The organism is Roseinatronobacter sp. S2 (assembly GCF_029581395.1).
Taxonomy (GTDB): domain Bacteria; phylum Pseudomonadota; class Alphaproteobacteria; order Rhodobacterales; family Rhodobacteraceae; genus Roseinatronobacter.
The window spans coordinates 274,454-294,349 of sequence record NZ_CP121113.1 but is presented as its reverse complement, the minus strand read 5'-3'; the positions used below and the strand labels follow the sequence as shown (position 1 = coordinate 294,349).

18 protein-coding genes are annotated in these 19,896 nt (G+C 60.1%); 2 read left to right on the top strand and 16 right to left on the bottom strand.

Features of this window, described 5'->3' with window-relative positions; genetic code table 11:
• Window positions 1-49: 49 nt before the first annotated feature.
• The 4 genes from rplT to pyk form a co-directional block, all read right to left on the bottom strand.
• Complete coding sequence (gene rplT, locus P8S53_RS01355) at window positions 50-412, bottom strand: 50S ribosomal protein L20 (RefSeq protein ID WP_277805378.1); 363 nt, start codon at window positions 410-412, stop codon at window positions 50-52.
• 12 nt (window positions 413-424) lie between these two features.
• Complete coding sequence (gene rpmI, locus P8S53_RS01350; protein WP_274352190.1) at window positions 425-625, bottom strand: 50S ribosomal protein L35; 201 nt, start codon at window positions 623-625, stop codon at window positions 425-427.
• A 118-nt stretch (window positions 626-743) separates the two neighbouring features.
• Window positions 744-977, bottom strand: coding sequence for a hypothetical protein (locus P8S53_RS01345; protein WP_277805377.1), 234 nt, complete (start codon window positions 975-977; stop codon window positions 744-746).
• 30 nt (window positions 978-1,007) lie between these two features.
• Window positions 1,008-2,465 (bottom strand): pyruvate kinase, encoded by a 1,458-nt coding sequence (gene pyk / locus P8S53_RS01340; protein ID WP_277805376.1) that lies wholly within the window; start codon window positions 2,463-2,465, stop codon window positions 1,008-1,010.
• A gap of 204 nt (window positions 2,466-2,669) precedes the next feature.
• Here pyk and P8S53_RS01335 point away from each other — a divergent pair, with 204 nt between their 5' ends.
• Complete coding sequence (locus P8S53_RS01335) at window positions 2,670-2,987, top strand: DUF1244 domain-containing protein (RefSeq protein WP_277805375.1); 318 nt, start codon at window positions 2,670-2,672, stop codon at window positions 2,985-2,987.
• A gap of 30 nt (window positions 2,988-3,017) precedes the next feature.
• Here the strand turns inward: P8S53_RS01335 and P8S53_RS01330 are convergent, their stop codons facing one another.
• The 4 genes from P8S53_RS01330 to dgcN form a co-directional block, all read right to left on the bottom strand.
• Window positions 3,018-3,881 carry a D-amino-acid transaminase gene (locus tag P8S53_RS01330; protein ID WP_277805374.1) on the bottom strand — a complete coding sequence of 288 codons (864 nt, stop codon included), beginning with the start codon at window positions 3,879-3,881 and terminating at the stop codon, window positions 3,018-3,020.
• A 3-nt stretch (window positions 3,882-3,884) separates the two neighbouring features.
• A complete protein-coding gene (gene ilvD / locus P8S53_RS01325) occupies window positions 3,885-5,726 on the bottom strand; it encodes a dihydroxy-acid dehydratase (protein WP_277805373.1) in 1,842 nt (613 codons plus the stop codon).
• A gap of 60 nt (window positions 5,727-5,786) precedes the next feature.
• Complete coding sequence (gene dgcA, locus P8S53_RS01320) at window positions 5,787-6,749, bottom strand: N-acetyl-D-Glu racemase DgcA (RefSeq protein ID WP_277805372.1); 963 nt, start codon at window positions 6,747-6,749, stop codon at window positions 5,787-5,789.
• Window positions 6,750-6,848: 99 nt separating this feature from the next.
• Window positions 6,849-7,850 carry an N-acetyltransferase DgcN gene (gene dgcN, locus P8S53_RS01315; RefSeq protein WP_277805371.1) on the bottom strand — a complete coding sequence of 334 codons (1,002 nt, stop codon included), beginning with the start codon at window positions 7,848-7,850 and terminating at the stop codon, window positions 6,849-6,851.
• Window positions 7,851-8,107: 257 nt separating this feature from the next.
• Here dgcN and P8S53_RS01310 point away from each other — a divergent pair, with 257 nt between their 5' ends.
• A complete protein-coding gene (locus P8S53_RS01310) occupies window positions 8,108-9,064 on the top strand; it encodes an L-malyl-CoA/beta-methylmalyl-CoA lyase (protein ID WP_277805370.1) in 957 nt (318 codons plus the stop codon).
• Between the two features lie 131 nt (window positions 9,065-9,195).
• Here P8S53_RS01310 and dnaE read toward each other — a convergent pair whose 3' ends face one another.
• The 8 genes from dnaE to P8S53_RS01270 all read right to left on the bottom strand — a co-directional run bounded on the left by dnaE (window position 9,196) and on the right by P8S53_RS01270 (window position 19,863).
• Window positions 9,196-12,639: a DNA polymerase III subunit alpha gene (dnaE, locus tag P8S53_RS01305; RefSeq protein WP_277805369.1), complete on the bottom strand. Its 3,444-nt coding sequence runs from the start codon at window positions 12,637-12,639 to the stop codon at window positions 9,196-9,198.
• Window positions 12,636-13,175 carry a bifunctional adenosylcobinamide kinase/adenosylcobinamide-phosphate guanylyltransferase gene (gene cobU, locus P8S53_RS01300; protein WP_277805368.1) on the bottom strand — a complete coding sequence of 180 codons (540 nt, stop codon included), beginning with the start codon at window positions 13,173-13,175 and terminating at the stop codon, window positions 12,636-12,638. Before cobU ends, dnaE begins: the two co-directional genes overlap by 4 nt.
• Window positions 13,165-13,698, bottom strand: coding sequence for an alpha-ribazole phosphatase family protein (gene cobC, locus P8S53_RS01295; protein ID WP_277805367.1), 534 nt, complete (start codon window positions 13,696-13,698; stop codon window positions 13,165-13,167). The genes cobU and cobC overlap by 11 nt, the downstream gene beginning before the upstream one ends.
• The gene (locus P8S53_RS01290) at window positions 13,689-14,459 is read right to left on the bottom strand and encodes an adenosylcobinamide-GDP ribazoletransferase (RefSeq protein ID WP_277805366.1); all 771 of its coding nucleotides are present in this window, start codon (window positions 14,457-14,459) and stop codon (window positions 13,689-13,691) included. Before P8S53_RS01290 ends, cobC begins: the two co-directional genes overlap by 10 nt.
• 4 nt (window positions 14,460-14,463) lie before the next feature.
• Window positions 14,464-15,477, bottom strand: a complete 1,014-nt coding sequence (gene cobT, locus P8S53_RS01285) for a nicotinate-nucleotide--dimethylbenzimidazole phosphoribosyltransferase (protein ID WP_277805365.1) — start codon at window positions 15,475-15,477, stop codon at window positions 14,464-14,466.
• A gap of 194 nt (window positions 15,478-15,671) precedes the next feature.
• A complete protein-coding gene (locus P8S53_RS01280; protein WP_277805364.1) occupies window positions 15,672-17,963 on the bottom strand; it encodes a PAS domain-containing sensor histidine kinase in 2,292 nt (763 codons plus the stop codon).
• 145 nt (window positions 17,964-18,108) lie between these two features.
• A complete protein-coding gene (locus P8S53_RS01275) occupies window positions 18,109-19,263 on the bottom strand; it encodes an RsmB/NOP family class I SAM-dependent RNA methyltransferase (protein ID WP_277805363.1) in 1,155 nt (384 codons plus the stop codon).
• Between the two features lie 180 nt (window positions 19,264-19,443).
• Window positions 19,444-19,863 (bottom strand): PaaI family thioesterase, encoded by a 420-nt coding sequence (locus P8S53_RS01270; protein WP_277805362.1) that lies wholly within the window; start codon window positions 19,861-19,863, stop codon window positions 19,444-19,446.
• Between the last annotated feature and the right edge of the window lie 33 nt (window positions 19,864-19,896).

Below are 19,896 nucleotides of genomic sequence, written 5' to 3'. Positions count from 1 at the left end.
ACCGCATGCGCGGGCATGCGGTTTCTTCAGATCGGATATCACGAAACCCTTAGGCCATTGCAGCCTGTGCCTTGGCCACGATCTGGCCAAATGCTTCGGGTTCATGCACGGCCAGATCGGCCAGAACCTTGCGGTCCACTTCGATACCGGCCAGACCCAGTGCGTTGATAAAACGCGAATAGGTCAGCGACGGGTCGATTTCACGCACGGCCGCGTTGATGCGCTGAATCCACAGCGCGCGGAAGTTGCGCTTGCGTACCTTGCGGTCGCGTGTTGCGTATTGGTTGGCCTTGTCGACCGCCTGCGTTGCAGTGCGGAAATTGCGCGACCGCGCGCCATAATAGCCTTTTGCGGCTTTTACGACCTTGCGGTGACGGGCATGGGTGACTTTGCCGGAAGTAACTCGGGACATGACAGCGCCTCCTTAGCGGTCGTAGGGCATATATTTCTTGACGATACGCGCATCCTGATCAGACAGGATGGTATTGCCGCGTGCGTCGCGAATGAACTTCTTGGTCCGCTTGATCATGCCGTGGCGTTTGCCGGCCTGACCTGCTTTGACCTTGCCGCTGGCGGTCATGGAAAAGCGCTTTTTTGCGCCTGATTTGGTCTTCATCTTGGGCATTTCCGACTCCTTAGTTCGAAAACCGGTTTAAGATGCGACTCGGCATGCCACATGGCCGGACACATCAACTAGAGCGTGCTCGCTACACTAGAAGTTTGGGGTGCGCAAGCCGGATCGGCTAGAAAAGTGCCATCATCTGCGCGGCCAACGCCACTGTCAGTTCCGGTATGTCGCGCAGGGAATACATGCCTTCGGGGCGTTGAACCCAGACCCACGCCAAAAGCCCGGCGCTGCCCAACAGTAAAATCCCGCCTAAAACGGGTTTGCGGTTATCCGCCCATGCGGAAAGCGCGCTGACCAGTGCCAATGGCACCAGATACACGCCCAGCAGAAACATAGTTTCTAAGTCCATAACCACCACGCGACCAAAGGCGTGGTCAGGTTACTCTGGCTCTCCCTGAACAATCAAGTGTTCCGCGCAGGGGGCAACGCGCAGAATATTGGTGGTGCCGGGCTGGTTGAACGGGATACCCGCGGTCACAAGAATCTGGTCCTTTTCGGTCGCGAAGCCGTATTTGCGTGTGACGCGCACCGCATTGATGACAGCCTGCTTGAAGCGCTCGACCTCGGTGACCTGTTCGCAATGAACACCCCATGTCAGCGAATAGCGCCGCGCAACGCCGACAAAGGGCGTCAGCGCCAGAATTGGCACATGCGGGCGTTCACGCGCAACAAGGCTGGCCGTGGTGCCCGATTCGGTAAAGCAGCAAATGGCGGCAATATCTGTTTTCTCGGCCAGTTCGCGGGCAGCCGCGACAATGCCATCGGCAATCGAATGGTGATGCACATGCTTGCGCGACGCGTCGATCACATCGACATAGTTCGGGTCGCTTTCAACCTCGATCGCCACATTGTTCATTGTGGTCACAGCTTCAATCGGGAACTGGCCTGCGGCGGATTCGGCCGACAACATCACCGCATCTGCCCCTTCATAGATGGCGGTTGCCACGTCTGACACTTCGGCGCGGGTTGGCATGGGGCTTTCGATCATGGATTCCAGCATCTGGGTTGCCACGATCACAGGTTTTGCCGCCGCGCGCGACTTGCGCACCAGACGTTTCTGAATGGGCGGCACATTCTGGACGGGCAGTTCCACACCCAGATCGCCACGCGCCACCATGATGCCATCAGACACGGCAAGAATTTCGTCAAATGCCTTTACTGCGGCGGGTTTTTCAATCTTGGACAGAATTGCCGCGCGGCCCTGCGCCAGTTCGCGCGCTTCCAGCACATCCGAGGGGCGCTGCACAAAAGACAGCGCCAGCCAGTCGACACCCAGACGGCAGGCAAATTCCAGATCCTTGCGGTCCTTTTCGGACAGGGCTGCAACCGGCAGCACAGCATCCGGCACGTTCACGCCTTTGCGGTCCGAAATGACCCCGCCGACCGTGACAGTGCAATCTGCGAAATCCGGCCCGCAGTCATTGACTTTCAACCGCACCTTGCCGTCATTCACCAGCAATTCCGCGCCGGGTTCAAGAACTTCAAAAATTTCGGGATGGGGCAGGTTGACGCGTTTTTGATCGCCCGGTGTATCGTCCAGATCAAGGCGATATGCCTGCCCGACCTGCAAATCCACAGGACCATCGGCAAAGGCCCCAATCCGCAATTTTGGCCCCTGAAGATCCGCCAGAATGCCGATAGGGCGGCCCAGATCGGCCTCGACCTTGCGGATAATGGCGTGACGCTGGGCCGTTTCCTCATGTGTGCCATGGCTCATGTTCAGGCGGAACACATCGGCCCCGGCTTCAAACAGGGCGCGGATCATCTCGTATGTGGACGAGGATGGCCCAAGTGTGGCGACAATCTTGATCATGCGGTGGCGACGTAGGGCAGTCATGCAAGGTCCTTTCAGGCGGGTATGACCCCGAAATGCGTTCAGCCGGTTGTGCAGGCACCTTATTGCAGCCATGGACAATCTGCTGAAGTTGTTAGCGCAAACGGTTATCATTTTGACGCAGAATATCAAGCCCCATGATACTGTGTGCTTGACGTAGGGCACAAGAATGAACAGGTGCCCAATACCAACCCGCAGGAGGAATTGATGGACGACAACACGCGCACCGAACTGGAAGCCGCCGCTTTTCGCGCACTTCTGGCGCATCTGGACAAACGCAACGATGTGCAGAATATCGACATGATGAACCTTGCCGGGTTCTGTCGTAACTGCCTGTCACGCTGGTATCAGGAAGCAGCCAACGCGCGCGGGCTGGACATGGACAAGGACGCCGCGCGCGAAGCGATCTATGGCATGCCTTATGCAGACTGGCGCGAAAAATACCAGACAGAGGCAGGCGCGGACAAACAGGCCGCGTTCAGGAAATCCTTTGCCGAGAATGTCGCGCAACCCAAAGACGGATAGTCCGCGCTGTTTACGAAACGGCGCTGGCCCTCAGATCGCGGATTTACGGCTTTCTTCAATGTAGATTTCGCGCAACCGCAGTGCCAGCGGCCCCGGTGCGCCGTTGCCCAGCGTTGTCCCGTCAATTTCCACCACCGGCATCACAAATGCACTGGCAGAGGTAACGAACGCCTCATCCGCAGCTTTTGCCTCTTCCACGGTGAAACTGCGTTCCTCGACCGGCATTTGCGCCTCTCGGGCGAAGCGCAACACGGCTGCGCGGGTGATCCCGTGCAGAATGTCATTGGACAGCGCACGGGTGATGATGCGCCCGTCCTTGATGATATAGGCGTTGTTCGACGTGCCTTCGGTCACAGCACCATCCTGCACCATCCATGCATCATCCGCGCCTTGCTTGATGGCCATCATCTTGCCCATTGACGGATACAGCAGTTGCACTGTCTTGATGTCGCGCCGCCCCCAGCGGATATCGTCAATGGTAACAACCTTGATACCTTGTTGCGCTTTCGGGCTGTCCACCAGTGCGGGGTTTGACTGGCTGAACAGCACGACCGTCGGCGTGGTGGTTTCAGGGTCGGGGAACACGAAATCCCTGTCCCCCGGTGCGCCGCGCGTGACCTGCAAATAAATCATGCCCTGTTCGACATCATTTTGCGCAACCAGCTGGCGATGCACCTCCAGCCAGTCTTCGCGCGGCAGGGGGTTTTCAATGTCCAGTTCCCCAAGCGACCGTTCCAGCCGCTGGAAATGCCCGTCAAAATCGATAAGCTTGCCATCTATGATTGTTGTGACTTCATAGACACCATCAGCCATCAGAAAACCGCGGTCAAAGATGGACACCTTTGCCTCGTCCTCAGGCAGGTAGTCACCATTCACATAGACGATACGGCTCATGTTCTAGAATCCTTCGGGCAATTTGCGCACGGCCCCCATGGCCGCCGATGTGGTCAGCGCAGCATAGGCACGCAGCGCCGTTGTAATCTTGCGGGGGCGCGGCTTTGCGGGGATCCAGCCCTTTTCATCCTGCGCTGCACGGCGCGCGGCAAGGGTTGCGTCATCCACAGCCAGATGAATGGTGCGGTTGGGAATGTCGATCTCGATCATATCGCCGGTTTCCACCACCCCGATCAGCCCGCCTTCTTCAGCTTCGGGGCTGACATGGCCAATCGACAGGCCGGATGTGCCGCCTGAAAACCGCCCGTCGGTCACCAGCGCGCAGGCCGCACCCAGACCTTTGGATTTCAGGTAACTGGTCGGATACAGCATTTCCTGCATGCCAGGGCCCCCGCGCGGCCCCTCATAGCGGATGATCACCACCTCACCCGCCTTCACCTTACCGGTCAGAATGCCGCTGACCGCATCATCTTGCGATTCATAAACCCGCGCAGGGCCTTTGAATTTCAGAATGGAATCGTCCACACCGGCGGTTTTTACAATGCAGCCCTGTTCGGCCAGATTGCCAAACAACACCGCAAGCCCGCCATCCTGGCTAAACGCATGTTCCTTGTCGCGGATCACGCCGTTCTGGCGGTCCATATCGACGGAGTCATACCGGCGATCTTGTGAAAACGCGGTCGTTGTGCGCACGCCACCGGGGGCTGCGGCAAAGAATTTGTGAACATCGGGGTTATTGGTGCGCCGGACATCCCATGTGCTCAGGGCCTCGGCCATGGTGGGGCTGTGAACTGTCGGCAAATCGCTGTGCAGCAGGCCTGCGCGGTCCAGTTCCCCAAGGATCGACATGATGCCACCGGCGCGGTGAACATCTTCCATATGCACATCATCCTTTGCAGGCGCGACCTTGCACAGGCAGGGCACGCGCCGCGACAGGCGGTCAATATCCTGCATGGTGAAATCAATCTCACCCTCATGCGCGGCCGCCAGCAGGTGCAGAACCGTGTTCGTGGACCCGCCCATGGCAATATCCAGCGACATCGCATTCTCGAATGCCTTGAAGCTTGCAACATTGCGCGGCAATACGCTTTCGTCATCTTGCTCGTAATACCGCTTGGCCAGATCAACGATGACACGGCCCGCGCGCAGGAACAGCTGCTTGCGGTCGGCATGTGTGGCCAGCGTCGACCCGTTGCCCGGCAGGGACAGACCCAGCGCTTCGGTCAGGCAGTTCATGGAATTGGCGGTGAACATGCCAGAACAGGACCCGCATGTCGGGCAGGCTGCTTCTTCAATCGCCTGAACCTGTGCATCGGTGTATTTCTCATCGGCAGCCGCAACCATCGCGTCGACCAGATCCAGCGCCTTGTCCACGCCATCCACGTCGATCTTGCCCGCCTCCATCGGCCCGCCGGACACGAACACGACCGGAATATTCAGCCGCATGGCCGCCATCAGCATGCCCGGTGTGATCTTGTCGCAGTTGGAAATACACACCATCGCATCCGCGCAATGGGCATTCACCATATACTCGACCGAATCGGCGATGATTTCACGCGAAGGCAGGGAATACAGCATCCCGTCATGGCCCATGGCAATGCCGTCATCCACCGCAATAGTGTTGAATTCCTTGGCCACGCCACCGGCTTTTTCGACCTCGCGCGCGACCATCTGGCCCAGATCCTTCAGATGCACATGGCCCGGCACGAACTGGGTGAAGCTGTTGACAATGGCAATGATGGGCTTGCCGAAATCATCTTCCTTCATCCCCGTTGCGCGCCACAGGCCGCGTGCGCCTGCCATGTTGCGTCCATGTGTCGTCGTGCGAGAGCGGTATCTTGGCATCAGGCTGTCCTCCGGTTTCGGATGATCCATAACGCATGTTCAGGCGTTGGAAAAGGGTGATCAACCCCAAAGCGCAGCCGTCGAAGGATGAACCCCCTGTTCATCATAAATCAGCGGCGGATCACGATCCTCTGCCAGCAAAAGCGGGCCGTCAAGATCGACAATATCCGCCCCTTGCGCCACCAGTACCGCAGGGGCCATGGCCAGCGAACTGCCAACCATGCAGCCCACCATCACGCCAAACCCGTCCGCGCGCGCGGCGTCGCGCAGGGCCAGCGCCTCTGTCAGCCCGCCGGTCTTGTCCAGCTTGATATTGACCATGTCATACTTGCCCTTCAGCGCAGGCAGGCTGGCGCGGTCATGGCAGGACTCGTCAGCGCAAACCGGCAGCGGGCGCGCAATTTCACCCAGCATGCCATCGTCGCCTGCGGGCAGCGGTTGCTCGACCATGGCCACGCCCAACCCTATCAGATGTGGCGCAAGCTCTGCATACACCTCGGCACTCCAGCCTTCATTCGCGTCAATGATAATGCGCGTATCGGGCGCCCCGCGTCGCACGGCTTCCAGCCGCGGCATGTCGTCAGGGGTGCCCAGCTTGATCTTCAGCAAGGGGCGCGCGGCATGGCGCCGCGCCGCCGCTTCCATCTTGTCGGGCGTATCCAGCGACAGGGTAAATGCCGTCACCAGCGGTCCGGGTGCCGTCAGGCCCGCCAACTCCCACACGCGTTTTCCTGCCCGCTTGGCCTCCCGGTCCCACAAGGCACAATCAACGGCATTGCGCGCGGCACCGGCTGGCAAAACATCCTGCAACGCCTCCCGCCCGATTCCGGTTGCCAGCGCCTCAATCTCGCGACGGACCGAATCGATACTCTCCCCGTATCTTGCATAAGGCACACATTCCCCGCGCCCGCTTGCACCGTCACGCAGCAGGCTCACAGTCACCACATCCGCATGCGTCCGCGATCCGCGCGCGATTGTAAACACCTCGGCCAGTCGAAACCTGTCATGGGTCACTGTCAACATGTCCTGCCCTTTTCATTCTGGTTCAAATATCCTGGGGTGAATGGGGCCAAAGGCCCCAGAGGGGCAACGCCCCTTTTACATGGCATATGCCGCGCGCGATTATAGCGCGGCCAGCGCATCCACCAGTTTTCCCGCCCCGTGACGATACGGGTCCACAGTCGGCAGGCCCATCTCCGCCTCAACCCTGGCGCAATACTCCAGCGCGTCCTGCTCGCTCATGGCGGCCGTGTTGACCGAAATCCCGATCACCTGTGCCGCCGGGTTTGCGATGCGTGCCAGATGCAGCGCGGTGTCACGCAAATCTGTCAATTCCGGCAGGGCGTATCCGGGCAGCCCGCGCATATGCGTGCGCGTGGGTTCATGCGACAGGATCAATGCGTCGGGCTGTCCGCCATGGATCAGGGCCATGGTCACACCGGAATAGGACACATGAAACAGGCTGCCCTGCCCTTCGATCAGATCCCAGTGGTCAGCATCATTGTCCGGCGTCAGCCACTCGATGGCGCCTGCCATGAAATCCGCGATCACCGCATCCAGCGGCACACCGTCGCCGGTAATCAGAATACCGGTCTGGCCGGTTGCGCGAAACGTGGCTTTCATGCCACGCGCGACCATTTCGCGCTCCATGCACAGGGCCGTATACATTTTGCCCACCGAGCAATCGGTTCCAACGGCCAGACACCGTTTGCCGCTGCGTTTTTCGCCATTGGCGATGGGGTATTTCACCGATGGAACACGCACGTCGTGCAACTGGCGTCCTGTCGCCTCGGCCACGGCTTTCAGGTCCGGCTCGTCGCGCAGCAGGTTGTGCAGCCCCGATGCCAGATCGAAGCCTTCTTCAAGGGCTGTCACCAGAACCTTTTTCCAGGCGCTCGAAATGACGCCGCCGCGATTGGCCACACCGATGACCAGCGTTTTGGCCCCTGCCGCTTTGGCGTCGGCCAGTGTCATGTCGGGCAGGCCCATATCTGCGCGGCAACCCTCCATACGGAACTGGCCGATGGCGTAGTCCGGGCGCCAATCCTTGATGCCCTGCGCGACCTTTGCGGCAAGCGGATCGGGCGCATCGCCCAGGAACAGCAGGTAAGGGGTCTGAATCATGGTATGCTCCTGAAGGATGTTTGACTTTGTCGCAGTTTTGCGCGGAATTCGGGCAAGTATATCGTTAATTCTCAGATACGCAGAGGGTTTTGCACAAGATTATCGTGCAAAACGACGATCATGCGCAGATTTTTTGCGTTCGCCTGTCTGATCGCCATCGCTATCGTGCAGGTGCAGAAATCGCCTTGCGAAGTGGTGCGCAACATTATAACCAAAAGCAAGTTCAAATCGAAATTTACTGTCCAGTGAGGTGATGAATGAGCTTTCGTATCCAACCGGCCCCGCCTGCGCGCCCCAATCGCTGCCAGTTGTTCGGGCCAGGCTCGCGCGTTGCGTTGTTTCAGAAGATGGCGGCATCGGATGCGGATGTCATTAACCTTGATCTGGAAGATTCGGTCGCCCCGTCCGACAAGGACACGGCGCGTGCGAATATCATCGCCGCGACCCATGATGTGGATTGGGGCAATAAATACCTGTCGGTGCGTATCAACGGGCTGGATACGCCATTCTGGTATCGTGATGTTGTTGATTTGCTGGAACAATCCAGCGACCGGCTAGACCAGATCATGATCCCGAAAGTGGGCTGTGCAGCGGATGTCTATGCGGTTGATGCGCTGGTCACGGCCATTGAAGCAGCCAAAGGGCGCAAGCGGCGCATCAGTTTTGAAGTGATTATCGAATCTGCGGCAGGCATTGCGAATGTCGATGAGATTGCAGCATCCAGCCCGCGCTTGCAGGCCATGAGTCTGGGTGCGGCTGATTTCGCGGCATCCATGGGCATGGCCACGACAGGGATCGGCGGCACGCAGGAAAATTACTACATGCTGCATGACGGCGCGCGCCATTGGTCGGACCCGTGGCACTGGGCGCAATCCGCCATTGTCGCGGCCTGCCGGACGCATGGGGTTTTGCCGGTTGACGGACCGTTCGGGGATTTCAGCGATGATGAAGGGTTTCGCGCGCAGGCGCGGCGCTCTGCCACGCTGGGCATGGTGGGCAAATGGGCGATCCACCCCAAACAGATCGCGCTGGCCAACGACGTGTTCACCCCGTCGAATGAGGCGGTGGCCGAAGCCCGTGAAATTCTGGCCGCGATGGAGGCTGCGAAAGCGCGCGGCGAAGGGGCGACAGTCTATAAGGGGCGTCTGGTTGATATTGCATCGATCAAACAGGCCGAAGTGATTGTGCGCCAGTCCGAGATGATTTCGGGCTGACGCCATTTCCTGCGAAGTAGGTGTGGGGCGCATCGGGGGCTGCGCCCCGATGCGCCCCCACTGGCAAGCCATGCGTCCTGCCTTTGGCAGGTCACATGGCGCAACCTGATGGCAGTCGCCATTGCGGTTGGTCAGATATCCTCAATCATGACAACCCCGCCCAGGGATTTTACCGCCCCTTTGATTTGCGGGGTGATGGCGAAATTCAGGCCCGTGTCGATGTCGATTTCGCGCCCCTGTCCCGGATCTGCCACGCAAAACCGCACCGGACCTTGACCCCTTTGGGCCTGTGCGCGCCCCTGTCCCAGCAGTTTCGCCACGGATTCAACGGCGCTGACAGTGTCGACATGAATGCGCAATCCTGCCGCATCTGCATCTGCAACGACCGAATCAATCGGCTGGATGCTGCGCGCCAGCAGTTTCAGGGTTTCGGCTTCCATTGTGGCCTCGACCGTCAGAACCACGTTCTGGCCGGTTTCAAGATACTGGCGGCCTGCTTCCAGTGTGTCGGAAAACACGGTCACTTCATATAGCCCTGTCGTGTCCGACAACTGGACAAAGGCAAAGCGGTTTCCCCGCGCGGATTTGCGTTCCTGCCGCCCCGACACGGCACCTGCGATCTTGGCCACAAACGCCCCGCCTGCGGCCTTTTTCTCAACCTCGGCCAGTGTCATGACCTGTTTGCGTTTCAATGCGGCTGTGTAATCATCCAGCGGATGGCCGGACAGGTAAAAGCCGATCGCCTGATGTTCATGCCCCAGCCGTTCCGTTGGCAGCCAGTCGTCACATTTGGACAGGCGCGGTTCGGGAATATCGGCGCCCGCCTCGCCAAACAGCGACACCTGATTGGACGCGCGCGCATCATGGATGGCCGCCGAATAGCTGACCAGCCCGTCAAGGCTGTCGAACACTCGCCTGCGGTTGCGGTCCAGCTGGTCAAACGCGCCCGCGCGCGCCAGCATTTCCAGCGCGCGTTTGCCCACGCGCTTCAGGTCCACGCGGCGGGCCAGATCGAACAGCGTGACAAACGGTTTGTCGCCGCGCCCGTCCACGATCAGGCGCATGGCGTCCAGCCCCACATTCTTCAGCGCACCAAGCGCATAGACCAGCGCACCGTCCTGCACATCAAATCGCGCCCGCGACCGGTTGACGCAAGGTGGCACCACGGTAATGCCCATCCTGTCCACTTCGCGCTTATAGACGGCCAGTTTTTCAGTCAGGTGGATATCGCAATTCATAACACCGGCCATGAATTCGACCGGATAATTCGCCTTCAGATAGCCCGTCTGGTAGCTGACCACGGCATAGGCGGCGGCGTGGGATTTGTTAAACCCGTAATTGGCGAATTTTTCCAGCAGGTCGAACACCTCGCCTGCTTTCTTTTCATCCACGCCGTTGGCAATGGCCCCTTTCACGAATTTGGGGCGTTCCTTGGCCATTTCTTCGGCGATTTTCTTGCCCATGGCGCGGCGCAACAGGTCCGCACCGCCAAGCGAGTAGCCCGCCATGACCTGCGCAATCTGCATCACCTGTTCCTGATAGACGATGATGCCTTGGGTTTCTTCCAAAATGAAATCAATCGACGGGTGAATTGATTCCAGCGGCCTCAACCCGTTCTTCACCTCGCAATAGGTGGGAATGTTTTCCATGGGGCCGGGGCGATACAGCGCCACAAGCGCCACAATATCTTCGATACAGGTGGGTTTCATGCGCCGCAGCGCATCCATCATGCCCGAACTTTCCACCTGAAACACGGCCACTGTGCGCGCACTGGCATAAAGCTTGTAGGTCGCTTCATCATCCAGCGGGATGGCGGATATGTCCAGATCGACGCCGCGCCGTTTCAGCAGATCAATCGCGTTCTGGATGACTGTCAGGGTTTTCAGACCCAGAAAGTCGAACTTGACCAGCCCCGCCTGTTCCACCCATTTCATGTTGAACTGCGTGGCAGGCATGTTCGATTTCGGGTCGCGATACAGCGGAACCAGCGCATCCAGCGGGCGGTCCCCGATGACCACACCCGCCGCATGGGTTGACGCGTTGCGCAACAACCCTTCGACCTGTTGGGCATAGGTCAGCAGCCGGTCCACGACTTCTTCCGACTTGGCAGCTTCGCGCAGGCGCGGTTCATCTGCCAGCGCTTTTTCAATGCTGACAGGTTTGACCCCTTCGACCGGGATCATCTTGGACAGTTTGTCCACCTGCCCGAAGGGCAGTTGCAGCACGCGCCCGACATCGCGCACCGCAGCCTTGGACAACAGCGCGCCGAAGGTGATGATCTGCCCTACCTTGTCGTCACCGTATTTGTTCTGGGTGTAGCGGATGACTTCTTCGCGGCGATCCATGCAGAAATCGATGTCGAAATCCGGCATGGACACACGTTCAGGGTTCAAAAAGCGTTCAAACAGCAGGGCATAGCGCAGCGGGTCCAGATCGGTGATCGTCAGCGCATAGGCCACCAGCGACCCCGCGCCCGACCCCCGGCCGGGACCAACGGGAATGCCGTTATCTTTGGCCCATTTGATGAAATCGGCAACAATCAGGAAATAGCCGGGAAAGCCCATGCCTTCGATGATGCCCAGTTCAAATTCCAGCCGTTGCTCATACTCCTCCACTGGGGCGGCATGGGGAATAACGGCCAGACGCGTGGCCAGCCCTTCTTTGGCCTGACGGCGCAGTTCCTGCACCTCGTCATCGGCAAAGCGCGGCAGGATGGGGGCGCGCCGTTCGGCCATATAGGCGCAGCGGCGTGCAATTTCGACCGTGTTTTCCAGCGCCTCGGGCAGGTCGGCAAACAGGGCGGCCATTTCTTCGGGGGATTTCAGGTAATGCTGGGGCGTCAGGCGGCGGCGCGGCGCGGCCTGATCAACATAGGCGCCGTCCTTGATGCACAAAAGCGCGTCATGGGCTTCATACATCTTGGATTTGGGAAAATAGACATCATTGGTCGCCACCAGCGGCAGGCCCATCGCATAGGCCATTTCCACGAACGGGCGTTCGGTCACGCGCTGGGCTTCCATCATCTGGCCGTCTTCGCCAGCGTGGCGTTGCAATTCGACATACAGCCGGTCCGGGTAGGTTGCCGCCAGCCGTTCCATCAGCGCGCGTGCCTTTGGCAGCTGGTTGGTCTGGATCAGCTTGCCCACGGCCCCTTCGGCCCCGCCCGACAGGCAGATCAGCCCCTCTGCATACTGCTCCAACTCCTCCAGCGTGACCTGTGGCACGGGCCTGTCCTTGGGCAGATACAGGCAGGAATTCAGCTTCATCAGGCTCATATACCCCGCTTCGGACTGCGCAAGCAGCACGACGGGGGCGGGCATGCGCAACTTCTCACCGGGGGCGGGCGGGTCATAGGCTACGGAAATCTGGCACCCGATGATCGGCTGCACGCCTGCGCCTGATGCCAGCACCGAAAATTCCAGCGCGGCAAACATGTTGTCCGTGTCGGTCACCGCGATTGCGGGAATGTTTTGCGCGGCGCAGTCCTTGATCAGCTTTTTCAGCGGCAAGGCCCCTTCAAGCAGGGAATATTCGGTATGCGTGCGCAGATGAATGAAGCGGGGTGTTTGTGTCATGGGTCCATCATAGGGGGGCGGGCCGGTCCCTTCAATTGCAACGGCAGGCCGGCGGCCACGAAAATGACCCGGCTGGCAAGGGTGGCGATACGCTGGTTCAGAACGCCCGCTTCATCGCGGAACCTGCGGGCAAGGGTGTTTTCGGGCACAATCCCAAGGCCCACCTCATTGGAGACCAGCCACACCGGCCCCTTGCGCGCGGCCAGCGCTGTTTCCAGCGTGGCAATCCGGGCGGGAATGTCATGATCGGCCAGCAGGTGGTTTGTCAGCCACAGGGTCAGGCAATCCACCAATACCGGCGCGCCGTCCGGCAGGTTTGTCAGCCGCGCTGCCAGATCAAACGGGTCTTCATGCGTCTGCCAGCCCGCTGCGCGGCGGTGGCGGTGCTGGCTGATGCGCGCGCGCATTTCATCATCAAATGCCTGCGCAGTGGCGATGTAGTGCCATGGCGGGGGCAGGGCGGTGATTTCGCGTTCCGCAAGCGCGCTTTTGCCCGACCGTGCGCCGCCAAGGATCAGGGTCAGGTCATGGGGCATTGGCGATCACCTGCGTTGAAACTGTGATCCATTGTCCGAATGGCAGGTTCGATTGCCACGCGTCATCACCCATGGTCAGGCTGCGGGCGCATTTTATGACGCCGTGATGGGTGACCACCAGCGTTGCGGGGGCGGCATGGTCGCGCAATGCCGCCAATGTGCGCGCGCGCAGGGCTGCCACGCTTTCGCCCCCGTGCGGGCGGGCATGCAGAATGTCGCGCGCCCATGCGTCCAGCTGATCGCGCGGTATGGCATCCCATGGCTGCCCTTCCCATGTGCCGAAATCCATTTCGCTCAGGCGCGGGTCGATGTGAAGGGGCAGGGCGCGTGCCTGTGCCACAAACTGCGCCAGTCGCAGGCAGCGTGTCAGCGGCGATGACACAATGCGCGACACATCCGGCAATGTATCAATGATGCCGCGCGCGGTATCCGCAAAGCAGGGCGCAAGGTCCAGATCGCTGCGCCCGTAGCAAATGCCAGCCGCCACATCCGGCTGTGTATGGCGCAGCAACATCATACCCATGCCACCACCCCGATCATGCAGGCCGTGGCCGCAATCACCTGCGCGGCACCCAATGTGTCGCCGGTGTCGCCTGCCAGTTTGCGCCTTGTGATGTGCAGCCAGAATGCAGCCGCGCCACCGCTGATGACAATCGCCAACACCATCGCCAGCAGCGGAATTGCCAACATCAACCCGATGACCACGGCACATAGGATCGCGCCCGATATCAGCACCAGCCCAGCTGTGCCCAAGGGCCGGCCAAGGCCCGTCCCTGCCCCGCGGGCGCGTAAATACCGCCCTTGCCCAAGGGCCAGCGCCATAACGGACCGGCTGAACACATGCGCCAGAACCAGCGCCCCCATGGCCCATGACAGCGGCATCAAAACCAGACAGGCCGCTTGCAACACCACTGCCATCATCACGGCAAGCACGCCATAACTGCCGATACGGCTGTCGCGCATGATTTCCAACGCGTGGTCCGGTGTGCGCCCGCCGCCCATGCCGTCAGCGGCATCGGCCAGCCCGTCTTCGTGCAAGGCACCGGTCATCAGCATCATGGCGCCAAGTGTCAGCGCCACGGCCACCGGTTGCGGCAAGACCTGTGCGCCTGCCCATAGCAGTGCCGCAGCAACAAGCCCCAACACCAGCCCCACCAGCCCGAACCAGCGCGGAACATGCGCCCAGCGTTCGGGGCTGTAGCGGGCGGCGCGCCCGACCGGAAGGCGGCTTAGAAATTGCAGGGCCAGGGCATATTCAGCGGCCATGTCGCGCAAACTGGCCATTATGTCAGCCTGTGCTTACGCCAGCGCTTTCGAAACTGGCCATATCGCACAACATTGCGGCCGCCGCCTTGACCAGCGGCCATGCCAGCAATGCGCCCGTCCCCTCGCCCAGCCGCATGTCCAGATCCAGCAGGGGCTCGGCATCCAGCCACTCCAGCGCCGCGCGATGGCCCGTTTCCTGCGACCGGTGGCAGAAAATCAGTGCGGGGCGAATATGTGGGGCACGCGCAAGGGCTGCGGCGGCGGCCGCAGTGGCGATAAAGCCATCGACCAGCACCAACCGGCCGGTTTCTGCGGCATGCTGCATCGCGCCCGCCATCATAGCAATTTCAAAACCGCCATATTCGGCCAGAATGGTGTCGGGCGTCATGGCGTCGGGGCAGCGCGCGGCGGCTTGTTGCAAAACGTGGTGCTTATGGGCAAGGGCGGCGTCATCGACACCTGTTCCACGGCCAACCAGTTGGTGCAAATCCAGACCCGACAGCTTGTGCAATATCATGCTGGCGGTTGCCGTGTTGGCAATGCCCATTTCCCCGAAAGCCAGCGCATCGGCGGTCGTGTCGCGCGCAATATCCGCGCCATGTGCCAGCGCCAGCGCCAGTTGGTCGGGGGTCATGGCGGGACCGGTCAGAAAACTGGCACTGCCCGCAGCAATGCGGCGTGAAATCAGGTTCGGGTGGGCAACGGCGCCGCCCGCAACACCTGCATCGACAACCTGCACAGGGATATTCAGCGTTGCGGCAAACACATTCGCGGCGGCCCCGCCCGCCAGAAAGTTCAGCATCATCTGCGCAGTCACTTCCTGCGGGTAGGCAGACACACCTTCATAGGCGATGCCGTGATCTGCTGCAAAAATTGTCAGAATGCAGGTGTCGATGCGCGGCGTCAGGCTGTTGCGAAACGCGGCAATCTGGGCGGCCAGCGTCTCAAGGCGTCCCAATGCGCCAACCGGCTTTGTCTTGGTGTCAATCGCGCGCTGGATGTCGGCAGGGCTAAGGCGGGGGGTCTGGTCGGTCATGGGCGTCCTGATGGAAAAGGCATGTGATCCAGCCGCAGCGGCGACTGCGCAAGATCAGCGCCGCTGTGCATTATCCCTGCACCGTAAAGGGCCGCCCCCGATGATGCAATCTGAAAGCATGGCCAAGGTTCGGACGGTTGCTTTATGCCCTGCAAAAACGCCAGTGCACCCCCCCATGCAAGGCGGCACGCACCTTACCCCTTGCTATCCGCATGCTGCAACAATTGCGCATTCACGGTCGCGGTGAAATCGCTTAACGAAAACGGTTTTGCCAGAAAGACCGAATTTTCCACCCTCGCCTGCGCGGCGGACCGGCTGTCTTCGGCATAGCCGGACATGAAAACAACCGGTGTTTGCGGGTACTTGTCGCGTATTTTGGTGACCCAGCCCGGCCCGTCAATACCGGGCATGATTACATCGGTAACGAACAGATCGGGGCAGATGTCGTCATCCGCAAGTATCTGCAACGCAGCCTCTCCGGATTCTGCCTCCAGCACGCGGTGCCCTTGCAACTGCAAGGCCCGCGCTGCGAAAGACCGCACAGGCGCTTCATCCTCGACCAGAAGCACAAGGCTGCGCGGGCGTTTTGCCTGCGCAGGCAATGCGGCTTTCGCAGGCGGGGCCTTGCGGGGGGTTGCTTCTGCGGGTTGTGGCTTGAAATACAGGCTGACGGTCGTTCCGGTCCCTTCTTCGCTGTCGATGAAGATGAAACCACCCATTTGCTTGACCAGCCCATAGACTGTGGACAACCCCAGCCCGGTGCCTTCGCCCTGGCGTTTGGTTGTAAAAAACGGCTCGAACAGTTTGGACAGGTTGGCCTTGGGGATGCCTTGTCCCTTGTCGCGCACTTCAATTACCGCATAGTCGCCAGGCGGCAATGTGGCCTGGTCCCGACGCAGCCCTTGCGGCAGTTTGCGCATGGCCGTTTCGATCACCACCTCGCCGCCCAAAGGCATGGCGTCGCGTGCATTCACCACCAGATTGACAAGAATCTGCTCGAACTGGCGCCTGTCGGACCGGATGTTGATTGTCTGTTCGGCATAGCGCAAGGACAGGGTAATCTTGGCACCGACCAGCCGGTTTAGCAGATGCACCAGTTCAGCAAGTGCCGCTTGCAGATCCAGCGTTTCAAACTGAAGGGTCTGTTTGCGTGAAAACGCCAGCAACTGGCGCACAAGGGCCGCGGCGCGGTTGCTGTTTTGCTGGATCTGCATCAGATCTGGATAGTCGACATCACTGCTGTCATGGCGCATCAGGATCAATTCGCAATGCCCCGATATTGCGGTCAGCAGATTGTTGAAATCATGGGCAACGCCACCGGCAAGCTGCCCGATCGCCTGCATTTTCTGGCTTTGCGTGAATTTGGCCTCCAGGGATTTGAGTTCTGTTGCGTCATTCATGACCGCAAGCGTATAGCCTGCCGGGCCAGAGGCCAGCGCCCGAAGCGATACCTGAATATAGGTTTCTTCGCCGGGCCGGACCAATCGCATGACTTCCGTGCTGCGCTTCAGCCTGCCAGAGCGGACATCTTCCATCCATTCATAAATCGGCCTGCCCAACCCCTCCAGCCGGTCACTGAACGCGACATCTTGATGTGTGTTCAGATGCAAAAGATAACGCGCTTCCCTGTTGGCGAATGCAATGCGCCCGTCCGGCGCGATATGCGCGATTGCGACAGGCAGCAGGTTCAATGCGGTATCGGCATCAACAATCGGGGCGCGGGCCAGTTGCGCGGGCAGAAAAACAACAGCTTCGGTATCCGCGCCATGTTCCATCCGGCAGGCAAGGCGGTTCATGGACGTGTGGGCCAACTGGACCTGCGACGCCTGATTCAGATCAGGCATGTCCTGCCCGACAAGGTCGTGAATGTATTCGGGGGGTGTTTCATACAGCGCCGCAAGCAACGGGGAGATGTATCGAACCCGCCCTGACGTGTCGGACAGAACCCATTCCAAGGGCAATTCATACTGGTCCTGCGGGGCGGAAACGGTTGGGATACGCCAAAGGAAATTGCCGCCATTGGTCACAACCACTTCCAGCCGCGACGCCTGCGCGCCGATGCCCAGATATCTGGTCGCATTTCCGCGTGCCTGTGCCTGATCATGCAACTGGGTTATGAAACTGACCGGCGCCGCGCAGTAATTGCCAAGCAACGCCACAAGGTCGTGCAGCGGGCCGAAATGCGCGATTGCCGCACGGTTTTGCCATTGGATGGTCTGGTCGCTGCCGGAAACCAGAAAACACGCTGTTTCGGAATTATCCAGAATTGTCCTGATGGCCAGCCGTTCATTCCGGTGCAGCGCGTGCGCAACCATCCGGCCCGCCCACAGAAGTGCCGCGGCCATCACAAGTGACGCCCCGATGGCAAGGCCCGCCATGGACAGGGTCGAATCGGCAAGCACCAAAACCGCACCGATACACACCGCAAGCCCGGCCAAAGCGAGCAAGGACAGATGGCGCGGGCGAAATTCGGATAATAGCTGCATGATATTCTGACAAAATGGACGGCCATGCAGTCGGCATGCCCTGAGATGTGACGCTGAAAATTACTTTATAAACAATGCTATTGAAAAATAGTTAACAAGGCCCTGCCAGGTTAGACAATCCTTGGTTGTGCGTGCAGGTCCGATTTCAGGCGCAGTGTTGCAACACGGCCAGAAAAAACCCGTCACCGCCGTCCAATGGTGTGAGCCGTTTTTGCAAGGCAAGCTTGAATTGGGGGGCGCGGTTAAGAAATTGTGTGACCTGATCTGCATTCTCTGCGTTCAGCAAAGAGCATGTCACATAGCATAATTGCCCGCCCGGCCTGACATGCTGGCTGGCGTCGTTCAAGATGGTGGACTGCACCTGTAGCAGCGCATCAAGGGCGGCGCGATCCAGTGACCATTTTCCGGCGGGCGCGCGCCGCCAGCTGCCTGATCCTGAACATGGCACATCTGCAAGCACGATATCGAACACCCCCTGGGGTGTCTGCTGCATCGAAATTGTGACACCAGCGCGGCGCGCGCGTTCGGGAATATCCTTCATGCGGGCGGGGTTCGCATCATGTGCTGTGACCTGTGCACCAAGGGCTGCAAGGGCCAATGCCTTGCCGCCACCGCCTGCGCAATAGTCCAGCACATGTGCAGCTTTGGTCAAGGGAATGGACTGGATGACAGCCTGTGATGCGGCATCCTGCAATTCAACCAAGCCGTTGATAAAGCTGTCCGACTGCCGCACGCGGCGGGCGTTTTCTGTCACTTCAAGTGCGGTCTCGGCCAGGGGGTGGGGGCGGGTTTCAATGCCATCGCGTGCCAGAAGCTGCGCGGCATGGGCGCGGGTGGTCCGCGCCAGATTGACGCGCAGATATACCGGGGCGCGGTGTTGCAGGGCCTGCATGACCGGCGTGAAACCGGCACCCAGACTGTCGCGCAGGTCATCGGCCAGCCAATCAGGGCAATCAAGCGCGGTACTTTGCGGCGGGTCAGTGGCGGGCGGGGACGATTCATCAGGGGACAATGGCTGCGGGGCATAGCCTTGACCGGTGAAAAGCGTGTCCGGCGCATGGCCCTGCGCCCGCAGCAACCCCAGCACCAGCCCGCGTCCGGTGTCAGCACCGCCCAGATGTGCAAAAGAGCGCTTGCAGCGCAGGCAATCAAACACATGGTCACGGATGGCGGCACGGTCTTTGGACCCGGCATAACGGCTGCTGCGGGCCCAGCCTGTCAGGGCTTGCTCGGCGGGGGTGCCAGCCAGAATCCGGTCGAGAATGTCGATGGTGGCTTGCAGGCGGGCGGCAGGTGTCATCTGATCCTCTGGGATGGTTGCCGGATATGCCATAGCAAGCCGCGGCGCGCTTGACCAGAACAGCCACCCCCATTGCGCCCACCCGCCCGCCCTGTCGGCCCCTGATCTGCGTCAGGGGCCTTGCGCATGGGGGTGGCCGTTCTGGGGGCATGTCGCGGCAGTGCTATGAGTTCGGCCGGTTCAGGCGGGATTTGGCGGGATGGAATAGGTCAGCGACGCCCGCGCAACGGGGTCTTCCAGCCCGTCAGAGAATAACAGGCAATCCCCCACCGCCAGAATGCGACCCAGTTTCAGAATGCGGGCCTGACAGATCAGATCGACATTCGCGGCAGGTTTGCGCATGAAATCGATGGAGCAATTTGTCGTCACACTTAGCGCCTTTGGCCCGATCATGGACAGGATCGCCAGATAGACAGACACATCTGCCAAGGCGAACATGGCCGGGCCTGAAACAGTGCCGCCCGGGCGCAGGTGGCGTTCATCATGCAGCAAGCGAACAGTGACGGCGCGGGGCCGGACATCTTCGATTGCAAACATATCGGCGACTTGCCGGAATTCGGATTTCAGAAATTCGGTCAGCGCCGCGCGATTCATTTCCATGCCTGCCCCCCCTGTTGCGATTGACTTTTGCCT

Coding starts and splice junctions, on each gene's coding strand:
- rplT (WP_277805378.1), bottom strand. CDS start 412: ATGTCCCGAGTTACTTCCGGCAAAGTCACCCATGCCCGTCACCGCAAG.
- rpmI (WP_274352190.1), bottom strand. CDS start 625: ATGCCCAAGATGAAGACCAAATCAGGCGCAAAAAAGCGCTTTTCCATG.
- P8S53_RS01345 (WP_277805377.1), bottom strand. CDS start 977: ATGGACTTAGAAACTATGTTTCTGCTGGGCGTGTATCTGGTGCCATTG.
- pyk (WP_277805376.1), bottom strand. CDS start 2,465: ATGACTGCCCTACGTCGCCACCGCATGATCAAGATTGTCGCCACACTT.
- P8S53_RS01335 (WP_277805375.1), top strand. CDS start 2,670: ATGGACGACAACACGCGCACCGAACTGGAAGCCGCCGCTTTTCGCGCA.
- P8S53_RS01330 (WP_277805374.1), bottom strand. CDS start 3,881: ATGAGCCGTATCGTCTATGTGAATGGTGACTACCTGCCTGAGGACGAG.
- ilvD (WP_277805373.1), bottom strand. CDS start 5,726: ATGCCAAGATACCGCTCTCGCACGACGACACATGGACGCAACATGGCA.
- dgcA (WP_277805372.1), bottom strand. CDS start 6,749: ATGTTGACAGTGACCCATGACAGGTTTCGACTGGCCGAGGTGTTTACA.
- dgcN (WP_277805371.1), bottom strand. CDS start 7,850: ATGATTCAGACCCCTTACCTGCTGTTCCTGGGCGATGCGCCCGATCCG.
- P8S53_RS01310 (WP_277805370.1), top strand. CDS start 8,108: ATGAGCTTTCGTATCCAACCGGCCCCGCCTGCGCGCCCCAATCGCTGC.
- dnaE (WP_277805369.1), bottom strand. CDS start 12,639: ATGACACAAACACCCCGCTTCATTCATCTGCGCACGCATACCGAATAT.
- cobU (WP_277805368.1), bottom strand. CDS start 13,175: ATGCCCCATGACCTGACCCTGATCCTTGGCGGCGCACGGTCGGGCAAA.
- cobC (WP_277805367.1), bottom strand. CDS start 13,698: ATGGGTATGATGTTGCTGCGCCATACACAGCCGGATGTGGCGGCTGGC.
- P8S53_RS01290 (WP_277805366.1), bottom strand. CDS start 14,459: ATGGCCAGTTTGCGCGACATGGCCGCTGAATATGCCCTGGCCCTGCAA.
- cobT (WP_277805365.1), bottom strand. CDS start 15,477: ATGACCGACCAGACCCCCCGCCTTAGCCCTGCCGACATCCAGCGCGCG.
- P8S53_RS01280 (WP_277805364.1), bottom strand. CDS start 17,963: ATGCAGCTATTATCCGAATTTCGCCCGCGCCATCTGTCCTTGCTCGCT.
- P8S53_RS01275 (WP_277805363.1), bottom strand. CDS start 19,263: ATGACACCTGCCGCCCGCCTGCAAGCCACCATCGACATTCTCGACCGG.
- P8S53_RS01270 (WP_277805362.1), bottom strand. CDS start 19,863: ATGGAAATGAATCGCGCGGCGCTGACCGAATTTCTGAAATCCGAATTC.